The sequence below is a fragment of the Rathayibacter sp. AY1F4 genome (assembly GCF_002931775.1).
GTDB lineage: Bacteria > Actinomycetota > Actinomycetes > Actinomycetales > Microbacteriaceae > Rathayibacter.
Genome location: NZ_PSVE01000001.1, coordinates 171,779 through 189,824, shown reverse-complemented (window position 1 = coordinate 189,824; position 18,046 = coordinate 171,779). Strand labels below are relative to the sequence as shown.

Here is an 18,046-nt window from a genome sequence, read left to right as displayed (position 1 = left end):
CACCGACGACGGATAAGCATTCGGAGCCGCTCCCGTCTCCGGATGGCCGCCCGATCCTCACCGCACGCCCGGGGGAAGGGGCCCATCATCACTGCCGTCATCGACGCGACCACCCGTTCCCGATCCGTCCCGCCGGTCGGTCCCGGCCTGATCGTGCACGAGTGGGTCGAGCGCCGCGGAGGCGCCGAGCGCGTGCTCGAGGCGATGACCGAGGCCTTCGCCGACGCCGACGTCCGCGTCCTCTGGAGCGACTGCGCCGAGGTCGTCGGCAGGCCCGTCTCGGAGTCCTGGCTGGCGCGCACGCCGCTGCGCCGCCACAAGGTCCTCGCCCTGCCGGCGATGCTGCCCACGTGGCGGCTCCCGGTCGGCACCTCCCGCGAGTGGGTGCTGGTCAGCTCGCACCTCTTCGCCCACCACGTCCGCACCAGCGGACCGACCCGCAAGCTCGTCTACGCGCACACCCCGGCCCGCTACATCTGGGAGCCCGACCGCGACGGCCGCGGCAGCAGCCTCGCCGCCCGCACCGCGAGCCTGCTCCTCAAGCCGATCGACCGCCTCCGCGCCGCCGAGGCCTCCTCCATCGCCGTGAACAGCCTCTTCACCGGGCAGCGGGTGCGCGACGCGTGGCACCAGCCGTCGCGGGTCATCTACCCGCCGGTGAACACCGAGCTGCTCTCGACCATCACCGACTGGCGCTCCCCGCTCGACGAGGACGAGCTGCGCCTCCTCGACTCGCTCGCCCGGCCGTTCATCCTGGGCGCCTCGCGGTTCGTCCCCTACAAGCGCCTCGAGAAGGTCATGGACGCCGGAGCCCGCACCGGGCTGCCGGTCGTCATCGCCGGGCACGGCCCCTGGGAGGCGCGGCTCCGCGCCTACGCCGAGGAGATCCGGGCCGACGTGACCTTCGTCATCTCGCCCTCCGACCAGCTGATCCGCGCGCTCTACGCGCAGGCGCTCGTGTACGTCTTCCCCGCCGTCGAGGACTTCGGGATCATGCCCGTCGAGGCGATGGCCTGCGGGACGCCGGTCATCGGGACCGACATCGGCGGAGTGCGCGAGAGCGTGTCCCTCGCCGGCGGGGGCGTCATCGCCGACCTCGAGGGCGATCCGGACTGGAGCGACCTGCTGCGCCGTGCGCTCGCGCTCGACGTCGACGCCTTCCGGGCTCGCACCCGGGTCTTCTCGCGCCGGCGCTTCATCGCCGAGATCCAGGACTGGGTCGCCGAGCAGACCGCCTGACGACGGCGCTCCCCGCCGCGGGAGGCCGTCCGTGCGCGCGTCACCGTGCGTGCGGACGACGCTCCCGCGGAGGGATCAGAACAGGCCGCGCGGGGGCTCGATCGAGGCGAGGACGCCGGGGGCGGCGATCACGCTGAGGCGGCCGACCTCCTCCGGGGTCAGCTCGGGCAGGCGCTGCGCGAGGTCGAGGAAGCGCTCGATCTCGGACTCCTCGAGCACGTCGGCGGCGAGCGTGCGGAACTTCGACACGTACTGCTCGCGGCTGAACGGGTGCGCGCCCAGCGGGTGCGCGTCCGCCACCGCGATCTCGTCGACGATCGTCGTGCCGTCCGTCAGCAGGATCTCGACGCGGGCGCCGAACGCCTTCTCGCCCGGATCGGTGGAGTGGTAGCGGCGCGTCCACTCCGCGTCCTCCTGCGTGGTGACCCGGTGCCAGAGCGCGATCGTGTCGGCGCGGGCGGCCCGCTCGGGGGCGTAGCTGTGCACGTGGTGCCAGGCGCCGTCCTGCAGCGCCACCGTGAAGATGTACGGCACGGAGTGGTCCAGCGTCTCGCGGGACGCGGCCGGGTCGTACTTCTGCGGGTCGTTCGCGCCCGAGCCGATCACGAAGTGCGTGTGGTGCGAGGTGTGCAGGACGATCCGCTCGACGCGCTCGGGATCGGCGGCCTCGGGGTGCGTGCGGTGCAGGCGGCGGGCGAGGTCGATCAGCGCCTGCGCCTGGTACTCGGCCGAGTGCTCCTTCGTGTACGTGTCGAGGATCGCGCGCTTGGCCTCGCCGCGGTCGGGCAGCGGGACGTCGTAGCTCGCGTCGGCGCCGTCGAGCATCCAGGCGATGACGCCGTCCTCGCCCTCGTAGATCGGCGACGGGCTGGTCTCGCCGCGCATCGCCCGGTCGACCGCCTCGATCGCCATCTTCCCCGCGAAGGCCGGCGCGTACGCCTTCCAGCTCGAGATCTCGCCCTTGCGCGACTGCCGCGTGGCGGTCGTCGTGTGCAGGGCCTGCGCGACGGCCTGCTCGATCGTCGCGACGTCGAGGCCGAGCAGCGTTCCGATCCCGGCGGCGGCCGAGGGGCCGAGGTGCGCCACGTGGTCGATCTTGTGCCGGTGCAGGCTGATCGCGCGCACCAGGTCGACCTGGACCTCGTAGCCGGTGACGATGCCGCGGACGAGCTGCGCCCCGCCGATGCCCGCGTGCTGGGCGACGGCGATCAGCGGAGGGATGTTGTCGCCCGGGTGCGAGTACTCGGCCGCCAGGAACGTGTCGTGGTAGTCGAGCTCGCGCACGGCGACCCCGTTGGCCCAGGCCGCCCACTCGGGCGAGACCCGGCGGGCCGGGTCGACGCCGAGGACGACCGAGCCCTGGCCGCCGATGGAGGCGGGGTGCGCGAGAGCCTGCGCGCGGGCGGCGACGACCGGGCGGCGCAGGAGCGACGCGGTGGCGACGGCGGCGTTGTCGATGACCCGGTTGACCACCATCTCGGCGACCTCGTCGTCGATCTCGACCGGATCGGCGGCGACCTCGGCGAGCGCGTGGGCGAGCTGCCCGTGTCGCGGGAGCTCCTCGTCGCTGCGGTGGACGCGGACGTGGTGTTCGTGCACGGGCGGCTCCTTCGTCTCTCCCCCAGGCTATCGCCGCCTCCGGCCCGGGCCGCGCGGGCAGAATGGGCGGATGTCCTCCCCCACGCGCGTCGCGGCGCTCGACTGCGGCACCAACTCCCTCCGCCTGCTGATCGCCGACGTGGAGGGCGGCCGCCTCCGGGACGTCCAGCGCCGCACCGAGCTCGTGCGGCTGGGCCGCGGGGTCGACCGCACCGGCCGCTTCGACCCGGCCGCGCTCGAGCGGACCCTCGCCGTCACCCGCGAGTACGCGGCCGCCGCGCAGGAGGCCGGCGCCGAGCGCCTCCGCTTCGTCGCCACCTCGGCCACCCGCGACGCCGCCGACCGCGAGGACTTCCTCGCCGCCGTCGAGCGGATCCTCGGCGTCACCCCGGAGACGATCTCCGGCGAGGAGGAGGCGCGGCTCTCCTTCCGCGGCGCGGTCTCGGCCGTCGACTCCGCCCGGCCCGTGCTGGTCGTCGACCTCGGCGGCGGCTCGACCGAGCTCGTGCTCGGCGGAGCGGAGCCGGAGCAGGCGCACTCGATGGACGTCGGCAGCGTCCGCCTGACCGAGCGCCACCGCCGGGCCGCCGCACCGACGGAGGGCGAGCGCGCGGCGATCCGGGCGGACGTGCGCGCCGCGCTGGCCGCCTCCTCCGTCGACCTCTCGCAGGCCCGGAGCGTCGTCGGCGTCGCCGCGACCGTGCTCACGATCACCGCGCACGTCCTCCGCAGCACCGACCGCGCCGCGCTCGAGACGTCCCTCCCCCTCTTCGACGTCCTCGCCGCCTGCGACGAGCTCGCCGCACTGTCTCCGGAGGGGACGGCAGCCCTCCCCTGGGTCCGCCCGGGGCGCGAGGACGTGCTGGCGGCCGGCGCGCTGGTCTGGGGCGAGGTCCTCCGCGCGGTCCACGAGGCGTCGCCGGGCGTCGACCGGGTCCACTCGACCGCGCACGACATCCTCGACGGCATCGCGCTCGGCCTCGCCTGACGCCCGCGCGGGTCAGGCGGTGAGGGCGCTCCCGGAGTCGCGCGGGAGCCGGGCGGCGGCGGCGAGCGGCACGAGGGTCAGCACCGCGAGGGCGAGGAAGGCGACGCGGTAGGGGACGAGGCCGGGCCCGATCGCGGTGCCGACGGCGAGCGCCACCGCGCCCACCGCGACTCCGAGGCCGGCCGCGATCTGCTGCGTGGTGGCGTTGAGGGTGTTGGCGCCCGACATCCCCTCCTGCGGGACCTCGGCGAACGTGACGGTGTTGTAGGCCGTGAAGCCCGCCGAGCGGGCCACTCCGCTCAGCACCAGCAGCGCCACCACGAGCGCCACCGGAGTCGCCGGCTCGAGGAACGCCATCGCCGCCATGCACGCCGCCCCGACCGCGCTCGCCGCGACCAGCACCCCGCGGAAGCCGAGGCGCCGCAGCAGCGGAGTCGTGGCCGGCTTGATCGCCAGATTGCCGGCGAAGAGCGCCAGCACCACGGAGCCGGCCTGCACCGGGCTCCAGCCGAACGCGTCCTGGAACAGCAGCGGGAGCAGGAACGGCACCGCGTTCACGGTCGCCCGGTAGAGCGATCCGCTCGCGTTGGCGACCCGGAAGGTGCGGAAGCGGAAGGCGTCGAGCCGCACGAGCGGATGCTCGGCGCGGCGCAGGTGCCGCACGGCGAGCGCCGTCACGACCGCGCCGACGAGCAGCGGCGCCACCGCCCGCCCGTCGAGCTCGGAGCCGGTGAGGAGCCCCGCCGCTCCGACCAGCGCGCCGAGCCCGACCGCGACGAGCACCAGCCCCGTGACGTCGAGCGGGGGCGGCGCGCTCTCGGCGGTGGCGGGGACGATCCGGCGCGCGATCGCGAACGCGACGACCCCGAGGGGCAGGTTGATCAGGAAGATCCAGTGCCAGGAGGCGACGGTGGTGAGCAGCCCGCCGAGGAACGGCGCGATCACGGGGGCGACCAGTCCCGGCCAGACCAGGATCGCGATGGCGTGGATGATCCCCTCCCGCGGAGTCGCCCGCAGCACCGCGAGCCGGCCGACCGGCACCATCAGCGCGCCACCGACGCCCTGCAGGACCCGGGCGCCGACCAGCAGCGGCAGCGTGGGGCTGAGCGCGCAGAGCAGGGAGGCGAGGGTGAAGACGGCGATCGCGGTGGTGAAGACGCGGCGCACGCCGAAGCGCTCGCTGAGCCAGCCCGAGGCCGGGATGAGGACGGCGACGGTGAGGAGGAACGCGGTGACGGTGATCGAGACCGCGGCGGAGTCGACGCCCAGGTCGGCGGCGATCGCGGGCGCGGCGGTCGTCACGATCGTGGCGTCGAGGTTCTCCATGAAGAAGCAGCCGGCGACGAGCAGCGCGAGGGAGCGGTGGCGGGGGTCCGTGCTGTCCTCCTCGGCGTGGGGCTGTCGGCGGCGAGCGTAGCGCGGCGACGGCGCGGCCGCCGGGCGGGTACCGTCGCAGCATGAGCGCTGCAGCCGAGACCAGGACGATCCAACTCCGACGCTACGAGCTGATGGACGGGGTGATGGACGACTTCCTCGCCTGGTTCCCCGAGCGGATCGTGCCGGCGCGCGAGGCCCACGGCTTCCGGATCGAGTTCGCCTACGCCGACCGCGAGGTGAACGAGTTCGTCTGGGCGGTCAGCACGGCCGGCGACGCCGACGCGTTCGCCGAGGTCGAGCGGGCGTACCTGGCCTCGCCCGAGCGCGACGCCGCCTTCGCGGGCGAGCCGAAGCGCGTCGCGGTGCAGCACGTGCGGCTGGTCGAGCGGATCGTCTGACCCGGGCGGTGTCCGACCGGGGCGCCGTCGGCTCCGGGCGCCGTCGGGTCCGGCCCGGTCAGCTCCGGGCGCGCCGGACGGCCGCGAGGACGCCGCGGACCACGAGCGTCCCGAGCGCGATCGACCCGATCGCTCCGGTCAGGCGTGCCCAGACGTGCTTCGGCCGGTCGATCCCGGCGCGGTCGGCGGGCGAGGGGAGCGAGGCGGGCGCGAGCGTGCGGCCCGCGGCTCCCGCCTCGGCCATGTGGGCGAGCCGGCGCACGGCCTCGCGGTTGCGGATCCAGAGGAACGAGTGCATCAGCGGCTTCGGGATGAGCGTGCCCGGGCCCTTCACGGGCGCCTCGTGCATCCGCACCTTCGCGCCGCGGGCGTGCGGCTCGACCTCGACGCGCACCCGGGCCTCGCCGAGCGGCCAGCCGGCGGCCTGGATGACCATCCGGCGCGGCGGGTCCCACTCGAGAACCGTGGTGCGGTCGTCGATCACGAGCGGCCACAGGCCGAAGGAGTGGTGCAGCTGCGAGCCCACGTGCGGGAAGTCGGCGTCGACCTTCCGCATCCGCGACGCTCCGACGACCCAGCTCGGGAACAGCCAGCCGGAGGCGAGCACCGCGAAGACGGACTCGGGCGGGCAGTGGACGACGCGGGTGGTGCGGGACATCGCGGGCTCCTTCGAGTGGTGGTGGGGCGCGAGGGGGCGCCGTCCCTCAGCCTGGCAGGCCGGGGGCGGCGACGGGCGCAGCGCAACGGCGGCGGCTCAGGCCGGGCGCGCCTCCGGCGACAGGTCGGGCGACTCGCGCACCCCGAACTCGTGCCGCAGCGCGCTGCGGGCGGCGTGCCAGCCGGCCATGCCGTGCACGCCCGGCCCGGGCGGGGTGGACGAGGAGCAGAGGTAGAGCCCCTTCGCGGGCGTCCGCCACGGGTCGGTCGTGGGGACCGGGCGCGAGAGCAGCTGCGCGACGCTCGCGGCGCCGGCGGCGATGTCGCCGCCCAGATAGTTCGGGTTGTAGGCCTGCATGTCGCGGGCGGTCATCGAGGAGGCGCCGATCACGCGGTCGCGGAACCCGGGGGCGAAGCGCTCGATCTGGGCGGTGATCGCCTCCTGCTGGTCGGCGGGCGAGTACCGGGGGACGTGCGTGTACGCCCAGAGGACGTGCTTGCCCTCGGGCGCCCGGGTCGGATCGACGATCGAGGGCTGCGCCACCAGCACGTAGGGGCTGCGGCTGTGCCGGCCCCGCTTCACGTCGCGCTCGGCGGCCGCGATCTCGGCGCGGCTCCCGCCGACGTGCAGCGTCCCCGCGCCGGCGAGCTCCGGGTTCGTCCACGGCACCGGCCCGTCGAGGGCGAAGTCGACCTTGGCCACGCCGTTGCCGTAGCGGAAGCGCTGAAGTGCCGCCGCGTACGCCGGGGGCAGCCGGTCCCCCGCCATCGCGAGCAGCGCCGTCGGCGTGCCGTCGACGAGCACGGCGCGGGCCGGGGGCAGCTCCGAGAGCGAGGTCACCTCGACGCCGGTCTCGATGGTGCCGCCGTGCGCCCGGAGGTCGTCGGCGAGCGCGTCGACGATCGACTGGCTGCCTCCGATCGGCACCGGCCAGCCGCGCGCGTGGGCGTAGGCGCCGAGCGCCAGGGCAGCCGCGGCCGTCGACGGGCTCGGCATCGGGCGGATCGAGTGCGCGGCGACCCCGGAGAACATCGCCGGGGCGACGTCCTCGCGGAAGCGCAGGTTCCACACCGGGGTGCCCTGCTCGAGCACCCGCAGCCCGAAGCGGATCAGCACGCTCGGGTCCGTCGGGATCCGCAGCAGCGCGTCGTTGGTGAAGCCCGCGACGCGGTCGGCCCGCTCGGAGAGGGGTCCCATCAGGGCGCGCCACGCTGCTCCGTCGCGCCCCAGCGCCTCGACCGTGCGGTCGAGGTCGCGGTAGGCGATGCCCGCGCGGCCGCCGTCGAGCGGATGCGCGTACGAGATCTCGGGGACGACCAGCTCGATGCGCCGGTCGAGCCCGAAGGCGCGGAAGAAGCCGGACGCGAGCGCCATCGGGTGCACCGCCGAGCAGACGTCGTGGTGGAACCCGGGCAGCGTCAGCTCCGCCGTGCGCGCGCCGCCGCCGATCGTCTCGTTGCGCTCGAGCACGGTGACCGAGAGCCCGGCCCGCGCGAGCGTGACCGCGGCGGCGAGGCCGTTGGGCCCCGCCCCGATGACGACGGCGTCGACCACGGTCACTTCCTCCGCAGGGCCGAGACGACGCCCGCGGCGCCGGCGGCGAGGGCCGCGGCGGCCCCCGCGTAGCTCAGGGCGCGGTGGCGGATCATCCAGATCTGGGGTGTCATGGTGTGCGCGCGGTCGCTGAAGAGGCCGCGGGCGCCGTGATCGCCGGGGACCGGCTCGTACACGTTGTTCGGGAGCATCGGCTCCGTCTTGTCGGGGGCCTGCTGACCGTCGAAGGCGCTGCGGGCGAGGTACCAGTCCATGAAGCGCCCGGCGAAGCGGTCGCCGAGGATGGTGCCCGCGGTCGGCTCGCCGACCCAGGTGCGGCGGCGCGGCTTGTCGGCCACGTCGGCGATCGCGATCGCGCCCACCTCGGGCTCGTAGATCGGCGGCACGGGCTGCGGGTGGTGCGGCAGCTGCGACTTCACCCAGTTGAACTGGATGGTGTTGAGCGCCGGCATGTCGACCTCGGACAGGCGCACGCGGCTCTTCGCGTGCAGCAGCTCCGCGGTGACGGCCTCGGTGAAGCCTCGGGCGCCGAACTTGGAGGCGCAGTACGCGGCCTGCAGCGGGATGCCCCGGTGCGCGAGGGCGGAGCCGACCTGGATGACGTGCCCGCGGTCGCGCGGGGTCATCCGGGAGAGGGCTGCGCGGGTGCCGTTGACGAAGCCGAAGAAGTTGACGCCCACGGCGCGCTCGAAGTCGGCGGGCTCGGTCGAGAGGAACTCGCCGAAGACGCCGACCATCGCGTCGTTGACCCACAGCTCGATCGGGCCGAGCTCGGCCTCGACCCGGTCGGCCGCCGACTCGACGGCCTCGCGGTCGGCCACGTCGGTCGGGATGCCCAGCCCGCGCCGGCCCTTCTGCTCGATCTCGGCGACCGTGGCCGCCAGTCCGTCCTCGCCGCGCGCCAGCACGGCGACGTCCCAGCCGCGGGAGGCGAGCTCGCGGACCGTGGCGCGTCCGAGCCCGGCCGTGCCGCCCGTGACGACGGCGACTCCGCGGCTCATGCGCGGGCCTCGCGGGAGGAGGTCTCGAGGCGGGGGTGCTGCGTCATGGTGCGGGCTCCTTCGTGAGGGCGCGGTGTGCGTCGGGAGTCCCACGCTAGGCGGGAGCGGCGGCGCGGCGCGCGGGGTTGCGCCCGATCGGTGGAGAGCTCGGTGGATCCGCGCCCGGGGAGGAGAATCGCTCCCGACAGCTCCCGGCTCTCCTCCAGAGACCGCCGCCAGACTGACGCCCGCCCGAGCACCCTCCGACCGGATCGACGCATGACCTCTCTCCTCGACCTGAGCCTCGTCTCCGGCCCCCTCGTCGTCGCCGTCTACCTGCTCGCGATCGGAGCGCTCCTCCTCCTGCTCGCCGCCCACGTCCGCGCTCCCCGCCGCGGGCGCTCCCGACGCGGCGGGATCGCCGTCGCGGTCCTCCTCCTGGGCCTGATCGGCGGCGCCGCCCTGGCCGCCCTCGTCGACGGGCCCGACGGCCCGTTCGGCGTCGACTTCACGCCGGTCACCCGGGTCGCGATCGGCCTGGGGATCGGCGGGCTGGGCGTCGCGCTGGTCGTCCTCGGCCATGCGATCGCCCGCCGGCGCGTGCGGGGGGTGCTCGCGTCGCTCGCCGCCGGAGTGCTCGTCGTCGCGGCGGCCGCGATGACCGTCAACATCGACTTCGGCCAGTACCCCACGGTGCGCAGCGCGCTCGGGATCAGCGCGTACTCCGACTCCTCCGTGCCGGTCGCCGCCGCGGACGGACCGCACTCGGACCTCGCGACCTGGACCGCCCCGGCCGGGATGCCCGCCGTCGGCTCGGTCTCGACGGTCGCCATCCCCGCCACCGCGTCGGGCTTCCCGGCCCGCGACGCCGTGGTCTACCTCCCGCCCGCGGCCCTCACCGCGACCCCGCCGCTGCTGCCGGTGATGATCATGCTCTCGGGGCAGCCGGGGTCGCCCTCCGATCCCCTCTCGACCGAGAAGTTCCAGCAGACCCTCGACGCCTACGCCGCCGCGCACGCCGGCCTCGCCCCGATCGTCGTGTCGCCCGACCAGCTGGGCGATCCGGACAAGAACCCGATGTGCGTCGACTCGCCGCTCGGGAAGTCGGCCACGTACCTCACCGTCGACGTCCCGAACTGGATCCGCGCGAACCTCCCGGTGCTCGGCGACGCGCAGCACTGGGCGATCGGCGGCCTCTCGCAGGGCGGGACCTGCTCGATCCAGCTCGGCGCCGGCCACCCGTCGCTCTTCGGCAACATCGTCGACGCCTCGGGCGAGCTCGCGCCGACCCTCGGCAGCGAGGCGGCGACGGTCGCGCAGGGGTTCGGCGGAGACCAGGCCGCCTACGAGGCCGCGAAGCCGGTGAACGTCCTCGCGGAGAACGCCCCCTACACCGGCACCGTCGCGATCTTCGGAGTCGGCGCCGAGGACACCTCGTTCCTCCCCGGAGCGAAGACCGTCTACGCCGCGGCCGTCGCCGCCGGCATGAGCGCCACCTACCTCGAGGTGCCGGACAGCGCCCACGACGTCACGGCGTGGTCGGCGACCTTCGACAAGGGCCTCGAGATCCTCGCCGACCGCTGGAAGCTCGTCCCCGCCTCCTGAGCGGCTAAGGGCCTCAGGCGCTCTCGACCAGCCGGACCGCCGCCTCGATCCCGCCGCTCCACGGCGCTCCGTGGCCTGGGACCACCCAGCGCGCCCCGGTGGGCAGGAGCGCCTGGAGCGACGCGAGCGCCTGCTCCGGCTCATCGGTGAAGGGCGCGGGCTGCGGACCCGTGCGGCCGGTGAGCACGTGGCGGGTGGTCAGCCCGTCGCCGACGAAGACCGCGTCGGCCAGCGGCACGTGCACGGCGATGCTCCCCGGGGAGTGACCCGGGAGCGCGATCACGCGGGGAGCGCCCGGCAGGTCGAGCGTCTGCCCGTCGTGCACCTCGACGACCGCGGTGAGCGGCGGGACCTTCGCGATGCCCTTCCGCAGCGCGTAGGCGGCGAAGCCGAGGAGCGGCAGGACGCGCAGCCGCGGTGTCGCGGTCCTCGGCTTCGCCCCGCCCTTCGCCCGCTCGGCGTCGGCGGCGTGCACGTGGACCGGCACGCCGTGGTCGCGGCGAAGGCGCTCGGCGAAGCCCACGTGGTCGGAGTCGCCGTGGGTCAGCACGACGCCGCGCACGTCGTCGAGGGTGCGGCCCATCGCGCGCAGCTCGGCCAGGAGCTCCGGCCAGAGGCCGGGCAGGCCGGCGTCGATGAGGGTGACGCCCTCGTCGGTGTGGACGAGGTGGACGGCGACGATGTCGGTGCCGATGCGGCGCAGGTGGGGTCCGAGTTCCATGATGGCTACGCTAGTTAGCCATCATGGCTACTGTCAATAGCTATACTCGGCCCATGCCCACTCCCGACCGCACCTCCCTCGAGGCGATCGTGCGCGCCGCCGGCGAGCTCCTCGAGCGCGACGGGCTCGCCGGGGTCACGATGCAGGCCGTCGCGCAGAGCGTCGGAGTCCGCGCCCCCTCCCTCTACAAGCGCGTCGAGGGGCGCGAGACGCTGATCCGCCTCGTCGCCGCGGACGCCCTGACCGTGCTCGCCGACCGCCTCGCCGACGCCCCCGACGCCGCCGCGCTCGCCGACCGCCTCCGCGCCTTCGGCCACGAGCGGCCGGCCGCGTTCCTCCTCATGATGGCCCCCGCTCCCGGCACGCCCGTCGCCGCCCAGGAGTACCGCGACGCGGCGAGCGCCCGCCTGCTTGACCTCACCGCGCAGCTGGCGGGCGAGGAGGACGCCCTCGAGGCGGCGCGCACGCTGACCGCCTGGGCGACGGGGTTCATCGGGATGGAGATCACCGGCGCCTTCACCCTCGGCGGCGACGTGGAGAGCGCCTGGCGCTTCGGGCTGGGGCGGATCGTCTCCGCGCTCGCTCCGGCCGCGTCGCGCTGAGCGCCGCCGCTCAGGCCCGGCGGAGCGCCGCCTCGTCCTCGAGGAACCGCGGACGGCACGCGACGATCCCGCTGACCAGCAGCACCGCCACTCCGGCGAACAGCAGCGCGTACGCGCCGCCCCAGTCCCCCTGCGCCTCGTAGAGCACGCCGATCAGCAGCGGACCGAGGCAGGCGAGCCCGTAGCCGAGCCCCTGCGTGGCGCCGGAGAGGGTCGAGGAGCCGGTGGTCGTCCGCGTCCGCGCATTCACGAGCGTCAGCGTCATCGGGAACGTGCTGACGCCGAGCCCGAGGCAGACCACCCACGCCACGGCTCCCTCCAGCGGAGCGACGACGAGGCCGGCGTAGCCGACCGCGAGCAGCGCGCAGCACACCACCACGACCACGACCGGGTTGCGCATGCCCAGCGTCAGCGGCGGCACCACGAATGCGGCGGCGAGGCCGAACACCGAGAACAGCGCCAGCAGCGCCCCGCCCTGCGCCGGATCCGCGCCCGCGTCGACGAGGATCGTCGGCAGCCAGGTGATGATCCCGTAGGTGTGCAGACCGGTCATCCCGAGCATCAGCACCATCGCCCAGAGCAGCGGCGTGCGCCACGCCCCGTCCACGCGGCCGCCGGCGGCGGCCGGGGCCGCCCCACCCCCTCCGCGGGCCGCGAGCGCCGCCCAGAGCAGGCAGGCCGCGGCCGTCATCACGGCCCAGATCCCGATCGCCCAGCGCCACCCCGCCGTCGAGGCCAGCGGCACCGCGACCAGCGGAGCGACGAACTGGCCCACCTGCAGCAGCGCCAGGTAGAGCGAGCTGACCGTCTTGATCCGCTCGGCGAAGTACCGCTTCACGATCGGCACGATGAGCACGTTCGTGGTGCCCACGCCCGCGAAGGCGACGACGGTCGAGAGCACCAGCGCGACCGGGCTCGGGCTGAGCGCGCGGAGGGCGATGCCCAGCGTGGTCACCAGCGTCGCGATCGCGAGCGTGCGCTCCAGGCCGATCCGGCGCGAGACGGCCGCGGCGACGAAGCCGAAGACGGCGAAGGAGGCGGTGACGATCGTGCCCAGCGCCCCGTAGAGCGAGGGCCCGAAGCCGAGATCGCCGCCGATCGTGTCGAGCAGCGGGCTGAAGCCGGTGACGGCGGTACGGAGGTTCAGCGCGGTGATCGCGATGGCGGCGAGAGCCAGGAGGGCGGTGGCGCGGAGCGTCGGTGCTGCGGTCATGGAGTCCCCGAGAGATAGGATGATGGGATGAATCCTGGCGAGTCTAGCCCCGCGGCGCCGTTCCAGCGCGAGAGCGTGATCGACCACGTCACGGCGCTGTTCCACGAGGAGATCCGCTCCGGCCGCTGGGCCGTCGGCGAGCGGATCCCGGTGGAGGCCGAGCTCGCCCGCTGGACCGGCGCCGGACGCAACTCCGTCCGCGAGGCCGTCCAGGCCCTCGTGCAGGCGGGCCTCGTGCGGCGGGAGCAGGGGCGCGGCACGTTCGTCACCGCGCGCTCGCAGCTCGCCGAGTCGCTGCGCCGCCGCATCCCGAGCGCCGCCCGCCGGGAGGGGCTCGAGCTGCGGTTCGCGATCGACGGGGCGACGGCCGCGCTGGCGGCCGAGCGCCGCACCGGGGAGGACGTCGCCTCCCTCCGCGCCCTGCTGGCCCGCCGGGCCCGCTCGTGGGAGGCGCCGGAGCTCGCCGAGCGGATCGCCGCGGACACCGCGCTGCACCGGGCCGTCGTCGTCGCGACTCACAACGACCTGTTCGTCGAGCTCTACGACGGCCTCACCGGCATGTTCGAGTCGGTGCTGGAGGAGGACGTCGTCGGCGAGGAGGACGTGCACGCCCGCCAGCACGCCGAGCTGGTCGAGGCGATCGCCGCGGGCGACGCCGAGGGGGCGCGGCGCCGGATCGAGGAGCTGCTCGCGCCGCTGCTGGCCGAGGCGCAGCACGACGTCTGAGGGGAATCCTCCGCGGCCGGCGGCGGACGGCACGCGCTCGCGGCCGGTTCCGTGCCGCCCGCCGTGTGGGATCAGCCCCGCGGACGCCGGGTCGACCAGAGCGCCCACGCCACCAGCAGCGGCTGGAACGCGAGGCGCACGGCGCGCTTGCGGTCGGTGTCGAGGCCGAAGGCGCTCGTCCGCGTCACCCATTGCGAGACGTTGCCCGGGAAGATCGCGGTGAAGAAGGCGGCGGCCGCGGCTCCGACCAGCGGCGCCCGGCGGCGCGCGAGCACCAGCGAGGCGCCCAGGCCGATCTCGACCACGCCCGAGGCGAGCACGACCGCGTCCTTGTCCAGCGGCACCCACTCGGGCACCTGCGCCTGGAACTCCTCCCGCTTGCGGGTGAGGTGGCTCACCCCCGCGAAGAGGAGGGCGGAGCCGAGGAGCACCTTGGCGCCGGTGCGGAGGAGGGAGGGGGAGGAGGATGTCATGCGCTCCATCGTTCCCGATGCGGGCCGCCGCCGCCGCCGTGGCGCGGCCACTGCGCACGAACGTGCCGGTGTCGGAGGCGGCGCCTAGTCTGATCGCGTGACTGACCGCATCCTCGTCCTCACCACCGGTGGCACCGTCGACAAGGAGTACTCGCTCGCGGGCGAGCTCGAGATCGGCGCCCCGATGGTGCCGCGCCTGCTCGCCCCGGTGCTCACCACGCTCGAGTTCCGCGTCGAGGAGGTCCTCGCCAAGGACAGCCTCGAGCTCGACGACGCCGATCGGGCCCTCATCCGCGAGCGGGTGCTCGCCGCCGAGGAGGACCGGATCGTCCTCACCCACGGCACCGACACGATGACCGCGACGGCCGAGGCCCTCGGCGTCGTCCGCGATCGGGTGGTCGTCCTCACCGGCGCGATGCAGCCCGCACGGATGCTCGACAGCGACGCCGCGTTCAACCTCGGCACCGCGGTGGCCGCCGTGCAGCTGCTGCCGCCGGGCGTCTACCTCGCGATGAGCGGGCGGGTGCTGCCCGCCGGCTCCGTGGTGAAGGACCGGTCGATCGGGGTGTTCCTCCCGGCCTGAGCCGGACCAGGATCGAGGGGCGCCCGCGGACGGGCTCCCGGCCGGACCGGCGTCAGGCCTCGGCGAGCTCCGCGGTGCAGGCCGCGCAGAGCCCGAAGACGTCCACGACGTGGTGCGCGTCCGTGAAGCCGTTCTGCGACGCGACCGAGCGGGCCCACTCCTCGACCTCGTCGGCCGCGATCTCGACCGTCAGCCCGCAGCGGCGGCAGATCAGGTGGTGGTGGTGCGTCCCCGGCGTGCAGGCGCGGTAGAGGCTCTCGCCCTCGGGCGACTGCAGCGAGTCGGCCTCGCCCTCCACGGCCAGGTCCGAGAGCGCGCGGTAGACCGTCGCGAGCCCGATCGGCGAGCCGGAGGCGTGCAGCGCACTGTGCAGGCCCTGGGCGCTGACGAAGTCCTCGCGACGCCCGAGAGCCTCGCGCACCGCCTCGCGCTGCCACGTGTTGCGCTTGACCACTGGACCACCTCCACTCCGCACGACCCGGGCCACGCTACCGCCCCCCGCCGACGGCGAGCCGGGAGCGCCGGACGCCCTTGCGGCCGATGATCCGGCAGACCGCGTAGATCGCGAACGAGATCGTCGTCACGTAGGGGCTGATCGGGATCGATCCGCCCAGCGCGAGCAGGATGCCGCCCACCAGCGCGCCGACGGCGAAGAGCACGCTCAGCAGCGGCACGACCACCGGCGAGGCGGAGAGGCGCAGTGCCGCGGCCGCCGGCGTCACCAGGATCGCGAGCACGAGCAGCGAGCCGACGATCTGCACCGAGACGGCGACCGCGAGGCCGAGCAGGAGCATGAACGCGATCGAGAGCGCCCGGGTGGGGATGCCGCGCGCGGCCGCCACGTCGGCGTCGACGCTCGCGAAGGTGAGGGGGCGCCAGATCAGCGCGAGACCGACGAGGACGACCACCGAGATGCCGATCAGCCATCCGAGCTGCGGGTCGTCGACCGCGACGATCTGCCCGGTGAGCAGGCCGAACTTGTTCGCGCTGCGGCCCGGGTAGAGGGCCAGGCAGAGGATGCCGATGCCGAGTCCGAACGGCATCAGCACCGCGATGATCGAGTTGCGGTCGCGGGCGCGCGAGCCGAGCACGCCGATCAGGACGGCCGCGATCAGCGAGCCGACGATCGATCCCTCGACGACGCCGACGCCCAGCAGCAGACCTGCGGACGCCCCCGCGAACGAGAGCTCGCTGATGCCGTGGACCGCGAACGCCATGTCGCGCGACATCACGAAGACGCCGATGAGCCCGCCGACCACTCCGAGGACCGCGCCGGCGATCACCGAGTTCATCAGGAGCGACAGCAGCGCTCCGTAGTCCGAGAAGTCGAAGATCTGCGACCAGACGTCCGTCACGACTGCCCCTCCTCGTGCTCGTGCACGTGCGAGTGGTCGGGGGCGCCGACCACGATGACCCGGCCCCGGGCGCGGATCACGTCGACGGGTGCGTCGTAGAGCTCGCTGAGCACCTCCGAGCGCAGGACCTCGTCGGGGGTGCCGATCCGGAATCGGCCGCCGGCGAGGTAGAGCACGCGGTCCACCATGCCGAGCACCGGATTCACGTCGTGCGTGACGAAGAGGACGCCGAGGTTCCGCTCGCGGCGGTGCCGGTCGATCAGCTCGCTGACCGCCCGCTGGTGGGCGAGGTCGAGCGCGATCAGCGGCTCGTCGCAGAGCAGGAGCGCCGGGTCGCCCGCGAGCGCCTGGCCGACGCGGACGCGCTGCTGCTCGCCGCCGGACAGGCTGCCGATGGGGGCGTCGGCGAAGGCGGTGGCGCCGACGGCCTCGAGCAGCGCGTCGACGGCCGCGCGCCGGGAGCGGGAGGGCAGGGGCAGGCCGAACCGGTGGCCGTCGATCCCGAGCCCGAGCAGATCGCGCGCGCGCAGCGGCGTGCCCTCGTCGGCGAGCTTCTGCTGCGGGATGTAGCCGATGCGCCGGTTGCCGCGGTGCACGGGCTCGCCGAGCACCTGCAGCTCCCCCGCGCTCAGCTGCTGCTGGCCGAGCACCGCGCGCAGGAGGCTCGTCTTGCCGGAGCCGTTCGCGCCGAGCACCGCGACGAACTCGCCGGCGCGCACGTCGAGGTCGACGCCGCTCCACAGCTCGCGGTCGCCGAAGCGGAGGCCGGCGCCGCGCAGCCGCAGCACGGACGCCGAAGGGCCCGCCTCCGGGGAGACGGGCCTGGTCGGGGAGTCGTGGCTCACTGGGAGAGGGCTCCCTCGATCGCGTCGAGGTTGGCGGTCATCCAGCCGGTGTAGTCGTCGCCCTCGGGCAGCGTCTCGGTGACGGGGACAGCCGGGATCCCGGCGGCCTTCGCGGCGTCGAGCACCGCGTCCGTCTGCGCGCCCTCGGTCTGCTCGTTGTAGATCAGCGCGTCGACGGCCTCGCCGGAGAACAGCGCCAGCGTCTCCTGGAGCGTGGTCGCGGGGACATCGGTGCCCTCCTCGACCGCCTCGCTGAAGGCCTCGGGAGTCGCGTCGGTCAGGCCGAGCGCGTCGGTCATGTACAGCGGGACGGGCTCGGTGATCGCGATGGAGCGGCCGGAGAGCGTGCCCTTCAGCTCGCCCTCGCGGGCGATCAGAGCGTCGAGCCCCTCGTCGAGGGTGGCGAGATTGGCGGAGTAGGCGGAGGCGTTGTCGGGGTCGAGCGCGGCGAGTTCGTCGCCGATCCGCCCCGCGACCTCCTTCATCACCGAGAGGTCGTACCAGACGTGCTCGTTGAACTCCGCGTGCTCGTGCCCGCCCTCCGACTCCTCCTCCTCCGCGTGGTCGTGGACGTCCTCCAGGCCGGCGATCACGGTGGCCGTGATGACGGGGGCCTCGGTGCCGGCCGCGCTGATCATGGTGTCGAGGAAGTGGTCGTAGCCGCCGCCGTTCTCGATCACGAGGGTCGCGCCGGACACGGCGAGTTGGTCGCGGGCGGTGGCCTCGTACTCGTGCGGGTCCTTGTCCGGGCTGTCGATGATGCTGGTCACCTCGACCAGGTCGCCGCCGATGCTCGAGACGAGGTCGCCGTAGACGTTCGTCGACGTGACGACCTTCACGGGCCCGCCCGCGGCGGCGGCGGCGGAGCTGTCGGAGGCGCTGCCCGCTCCGGAGCAGCCGCTCAGGGCGAGCGCGGTGCCGCCGAGGAGGGCGGTGAGGGCGAGGAGGCGGGTCTTCACGGTGAGCCGATCTGGGTCAGGGGCCGGGCGGGTGCCCCCACGCTAATGGCTATTGATAACGATTGTCAAAATCGTGCGGAGGCGCCCGCCGGTCATCCGCGGACACACGCGGACACGGGGCGACACGCGCCTCGCTCCGGCCCCCTCGCCCCTGGCACAGTCGCTGCACAC

At 74.5% G+C, this 18,046-nt stretch carries 19 protein-coding genes; 7 read left to right on the top strand and 12 right to left on the bottom strand.

Features of this window, described 5'->3' with window-relative positions; all coding sequences use genetic code 11:
• The first annotated feature begins 42 nt into the window (after positions 1-42).
• Positions 43-1,239, top strand: a complete 1,197-nt coding sequence (locus C5C59_RS00825; RefSeq protein ID WP_104238370.1) for a glycosyltransferase — start codon at positions 43-45, stop codon at positions 1,237-1,239.
• Positions 1,240-1,314: 75 nt separating this feature from the next.
• Here C5C59_RS00825 and C5C59_RS00820 read toward each other — a convergent pair whose 3' ends face one another.
• Positions 1,315-2,838: an MmgE/PrpD family protein gene (locus tag C5C59_RS00820; RefSeq protein WP_104238371.1), complete on the bottom strand. Its 1,524-nt coding sequence runs from the start codon at positions 2,836-2,838 to the stop codon at positions 1,315-1,317.
• A gap of 70 nt (positions 2,839-2,908) precedes the next feature.
• Here C5C59_RS00820 and C5C59_RS00815 point away from each other — a divergent pair, with 70 nt between their 5' ends.
• Positions 2,909-3,826: an exopolyphosphatase gene (locus tag C5C59_RS00815; protein ID WP_104238372.1), complete on the top strand. Its 918-nt coding sequence runs from the start codon at positions 2,909-2,911 to the stop codon at positions 3,824-3,826.
• A 12-nt stretch (positions 3,827-3,838) separates the two neighbouring features.
• On the opposite strand, the gene C5C59_RS00810 is transcribed toward C5C59_RS00815, so the two are convergent.
• The gene (locus C5C59_RS00810) at positions 3,839-5,152 is read right to left on the bottom strand and encodes an MFS transporter (RefSeq protein WP_104238373.1); all 1,314 of its coding nucleotides are present in this window, start codon (positions 5,150-5,152) and stop codon (positions 3,839-3,841) included.
• Between the two features lie 131 nt (positions 5,153-5,283).
• Here C5C59_RS00810 and C5C59_RS00805 point away from each other — a divergent pair, with 131 nt between their 5' ends.
• The gene (locus C5C59_RS00805; RefSeq protein WP_104224531.1) at positions 5,284-5,601 is read left to right on the top strand and encodes an NIPSNAP family protein; all 318 of its coding nucleotides are present in this window, start codon (positions 5,284-5,286) and stop codon (positions 5,599-5,601) included.
• 58 nt (positions 5,602-5,659) lie between these two features.
• Here C5C59_RS00805 and C5C59_RS00800 read toward each other — a convergent pair whose 3' ends face one another.
• The 3 genes from C5C59_RS00800 to C5C59_RS00790 all read right to left on the bottom strand — a co-directional run bounded on the left by C5C59_RS00800 (position 5,660) and on the right by C5C59_RS00790 (position 8,814).
• Positions 5,660-6,259 (bottom strand): SRPBCC domain-containing protein, encoded by a 600-nt coding sequence (locus C5C59_RS00800; protein ID WP_104238374.1) that lies wholly within the window; start codon positions 6,257-6,259, stop codon positions 5,660-5,662.
• 96 nt (positions 6,260-6,355) lie between these two features.
• Positions 6,356-7,813, bottom strand: a complete 1,458-nt coding sequence (locus tag C5C59_RS00795; RefSeq protein WP_374953736.1) for a phytoene desaturase family protein — start codon at positions 7,811-7,813, stop codon at positions 6,356-6,358.
• A 2-nt stretch (positions 7,814-7,815) separates the two neighbouring features.
• Positions 7,816-8,814 carry an SDR family oxidoreductase gene (locus C5C59_RS00790; RefSeq protein WP_104233564.1) on the bottom strand — a complete coding sequence of 333 codons (999 nt, stop codon included), beginning with the start codon at positions 8,812-8,814 and terminating at the stop codon, positions 7,816-7,818.
• 258 nt (positions 8,815-9,072) lie between these two features.
• Between C5C59_RS00790 and C5C59_RS00785 the strand changes: the two genes are divergently transcribed.
• Positions 9,073-10,398, top strand: coding sequence for an esterase family protein (locus tag C5C59_RS00785; RefSeq protein WP_104238376.1), 1,326 nt, complete (start codon positions 9,073-9,075; stop codon positions 10,396-10,398).
• A 13-nt stretch (positions 10,399-10,411) separates the two neighbouring features.
• Here the strand turns inward: C5C59_RS00785 and C5C59_RS00780 are convergent, their stop codons facing one another.
• Positions 10,412-11,119: an MBL fold metallo-hydrolase gene (locus C5C59_RS00780; RefSeq protein ID WP_104238377.1), complete on the bottom strand. Its 708-nt coding sequence runs from the start codon at positions 11,117-11,119 to the stop codon at positions 10,412-10,414.
• Positions 11,120-11,172: 53 nt separating this feature from the next.
• Between C5C59_RS00780 and C5C59_RS00775 the strand changes: the two genes are divergently transcribed.
• Entirely contained in the window at positions 11,173-11,721 is a 549-nt protein-coding gene (locus tag C5C59_RS00775; protein ID WP_104238378.1) for a TetR/AcrR family transcriptional regulator, read from the top strand.
• Positions 11,722-11,731: 10 nt separating this feature from the next.
• On the opposite strand, the gene C5C59_RS00770 is transcribed toward C5C59_RS00775, so the two are convergent.
• Positions 11,732-12,934, bottom strand: coding sequence for an MFS transporter (locus tag C5C59_RS00770; RefSeq protein WP_104238379.1), 1,203 nt, complete (start codon positions 12,932-12,934; stop codon positions 11,732-11,734).
• Positions 12,935-12,961: 27 nt separating this feature from the next.
• On the opposite strand from C5C59_RS00770, the gene C5C59_RS00765 reads away from it, so the two are divergent.
• Positions 12,962-13,660, top strand: coding sequence for a FadR/GntR family transcriptional regulator (locus tag C5C59_RS00765; RefSeq protein ID WP_104238380.1), 699 nt, complete (start codon positions 12,962-12,964; stop codon positions 13,658-13,660).
• A 71-nt stretch (positions 13,661-13,731) separates the two neighbouring features.
• Here the strand turns inward: C5C59_RS00765 and C5C59_RS00760 are convergent, their stop codons facing one another.
• Positions 13,732-14,142, bottom strand: a complete 411-nt coding sequence (locus C5C59_RS00760; protein ID WP_181027249.1) for a hypothetical protein — start codon at positions 14,140-14,142, stop codon at positions 13,732-13,734.
• Positions 14,143-14,230: 88 nt separating this feature from the next.
• Here C5C59_RS00760 and C5C59_RS00755 point away from each other — a divergent pair, with 88 nt between their 5' ends.
• Positions 14,231-14,716, top strand: coding sequence for an asparaginase domain-containing protein (locus C5C59_RS00755; protein WP_104224541.1), 486 nt, complete (start codon positions 14,231-14,233; stop codon positions 14,714-14,716).
• Between the two features lie 52 nt (positions 14,717-14,768).
• Here C5C59_RS00755 and C5C59_RS00750 read toward each other — a convergent pair whose 3' ends face one another.
• The 4 genes from C5C59_RS00750 to C5C59_RS00735 are packed head-to-tail and all read right to left on the bottom strand — an operon-like array spanning position 14,769 to position 17,875.
• Positions 14,769-15,170 carry a Fur family transcriptional regulator gene (locus tag C5C59_RS00750; protein WP_104238381.1) on the bottom strand — a complete coding sequence of 134 codons (402 nt, stop codon included), beginning with the start codon at positions 15,168-15,170 and terminating at the stop codon, positions 14,769-14,771.
• Positions 15,171-15,204: 34 nt separating this feature from the next.
• A complete protein-coding gene (locus tag C5C59_RS00745; protein WP_104224551.1) occupies positions 15,205-16,008 on the bottom strand; it encodes a metal ABC transporter permease in 804 nt (267 codons plus the stop codon).
• 59 nt (positions 16,009-16,067) lie between these two features.
• Positions 16,068-16,916: a metal ABC transporter ATP-binding protein gene (locus tag C5C59_RS00740; protein WP_104227225.1), complete on the bottom strand. Its 849-nt coding sequence runs from the start codon at positions 16,914-16,916 to the stop codon at positions 16,068-16,070.
• Positions 16,913-17,875 carry a metal ABC transporter solute-binding protein, Zn/Mn family gene (locus tag C5C59_RS00735; protein ID WP_104238382.1) on the bottom strand — a complete coding sequence of 321 codons (963 nt, stop codon included), beginning with the start codon at positions 17,873-17,875 and terminating at the stop codon, positions 16,913-16,915. Before C5C59_RS00735 ends, C5C59_RS00740 begins: the two co-directional genes overlap by 4 nt.
• Positions 17,876-18,046 lie beyond the last annotated feature (171 nt).

Bases quoted from the DNA above. Each gene is read 5' to 3' on its own strand.
- C5C59_RS00785 (WP_104238376.1), top strand. From the start codon at position 9,073: ATGACCTCTCTCCTCGACCTGAGCCTCGTCTCCGGCCCCCTCGTCGTC.
- C5C59_RS00745 (WP_104224551.1), bottom strand. From the start codon at position 16,008: ATGAACTCGGTGATCGCCGGCGCGGTCCTCGGAGTGGTCGGCGGGCTC.
- C5C59_RS00810 (WP_104238373.1), bottom strand. From the start codon at position 5,152: ATGGAGAACCTCGACGCCACGATCGTGACGACCGCCGCGCCCGCGATC.
- C5C59_RS00825 (WP_104238370.1), top strand. From the start codon at position 43: ATGGCCGCCCGATCCTCACCGCACGCCCGGGGGAAGGGGCCCATCATC.
- C5C59_RS00805 (WP_104224531.1), top strand. From the start codon at position 5,284: ATGAGCGCTGCAGCCGAGACCAGGACGATCCAACTCCGACGCTACGAG.
- C5C59_RS00780 (WP_104238377.1), bottom strand. From the start codon at position 11,119: ATGGAACTCGGACCCCACCTGCGCCGCATCGGCACCGACATCGTCGCC.
- C5C59_RS00770 (WP_104238379.1), bottom strand. From the start codon at position 12,934: ATGACCGCAGCACCGACGCTCCGCGCCACCGCCCTCCTGGCTCTCGCC.
- C5C59_RS00765 (WP_104238380.1), top strand. From the start codon at position 12,962: ATGAATCCTGGCGAGTCTAGCCCCGCGGCGCCGTTCCAGCGCGAGAGC.
- C5C59_RS00815 (WP_104238372.1), top strand. From the start codon at position 2,909: ATGTCCTCCCCCACGCGCGTCGCGGCGCTCGACTGCGGCACCAACTCC.
- C5C59_RS00760 (WP_181027249.1), bottom strand. From the start codon at position 14,142: ATGGAGCGCATGACATCCTCCTCCCCCTCCCTCCTCCGCACCGGCGCC.
- C5C59_RS00775 (WP_104238378.1), top strand. From the start codon at position 11,173: ATGCCCACTCCCGACCGCACCTCCCTCGAGGCGATCGTGCGCGCCGCC.
- C5C59_RS00790 (WP_104233564.1), bottom strand. From the start codon at position 8,814: ATGAGCCGCGGAGTCGCCGTCGTCACGGGCGGCACGGCCGGGCTCGGA.
- C5C59_RS00800 (WP_104238374.1), bottom strand. From the start codon at position 6,259: ATGTCCCGCACCACCCGCGTCGTCCACTGCCCGCCCGAGTCCGTCTTC.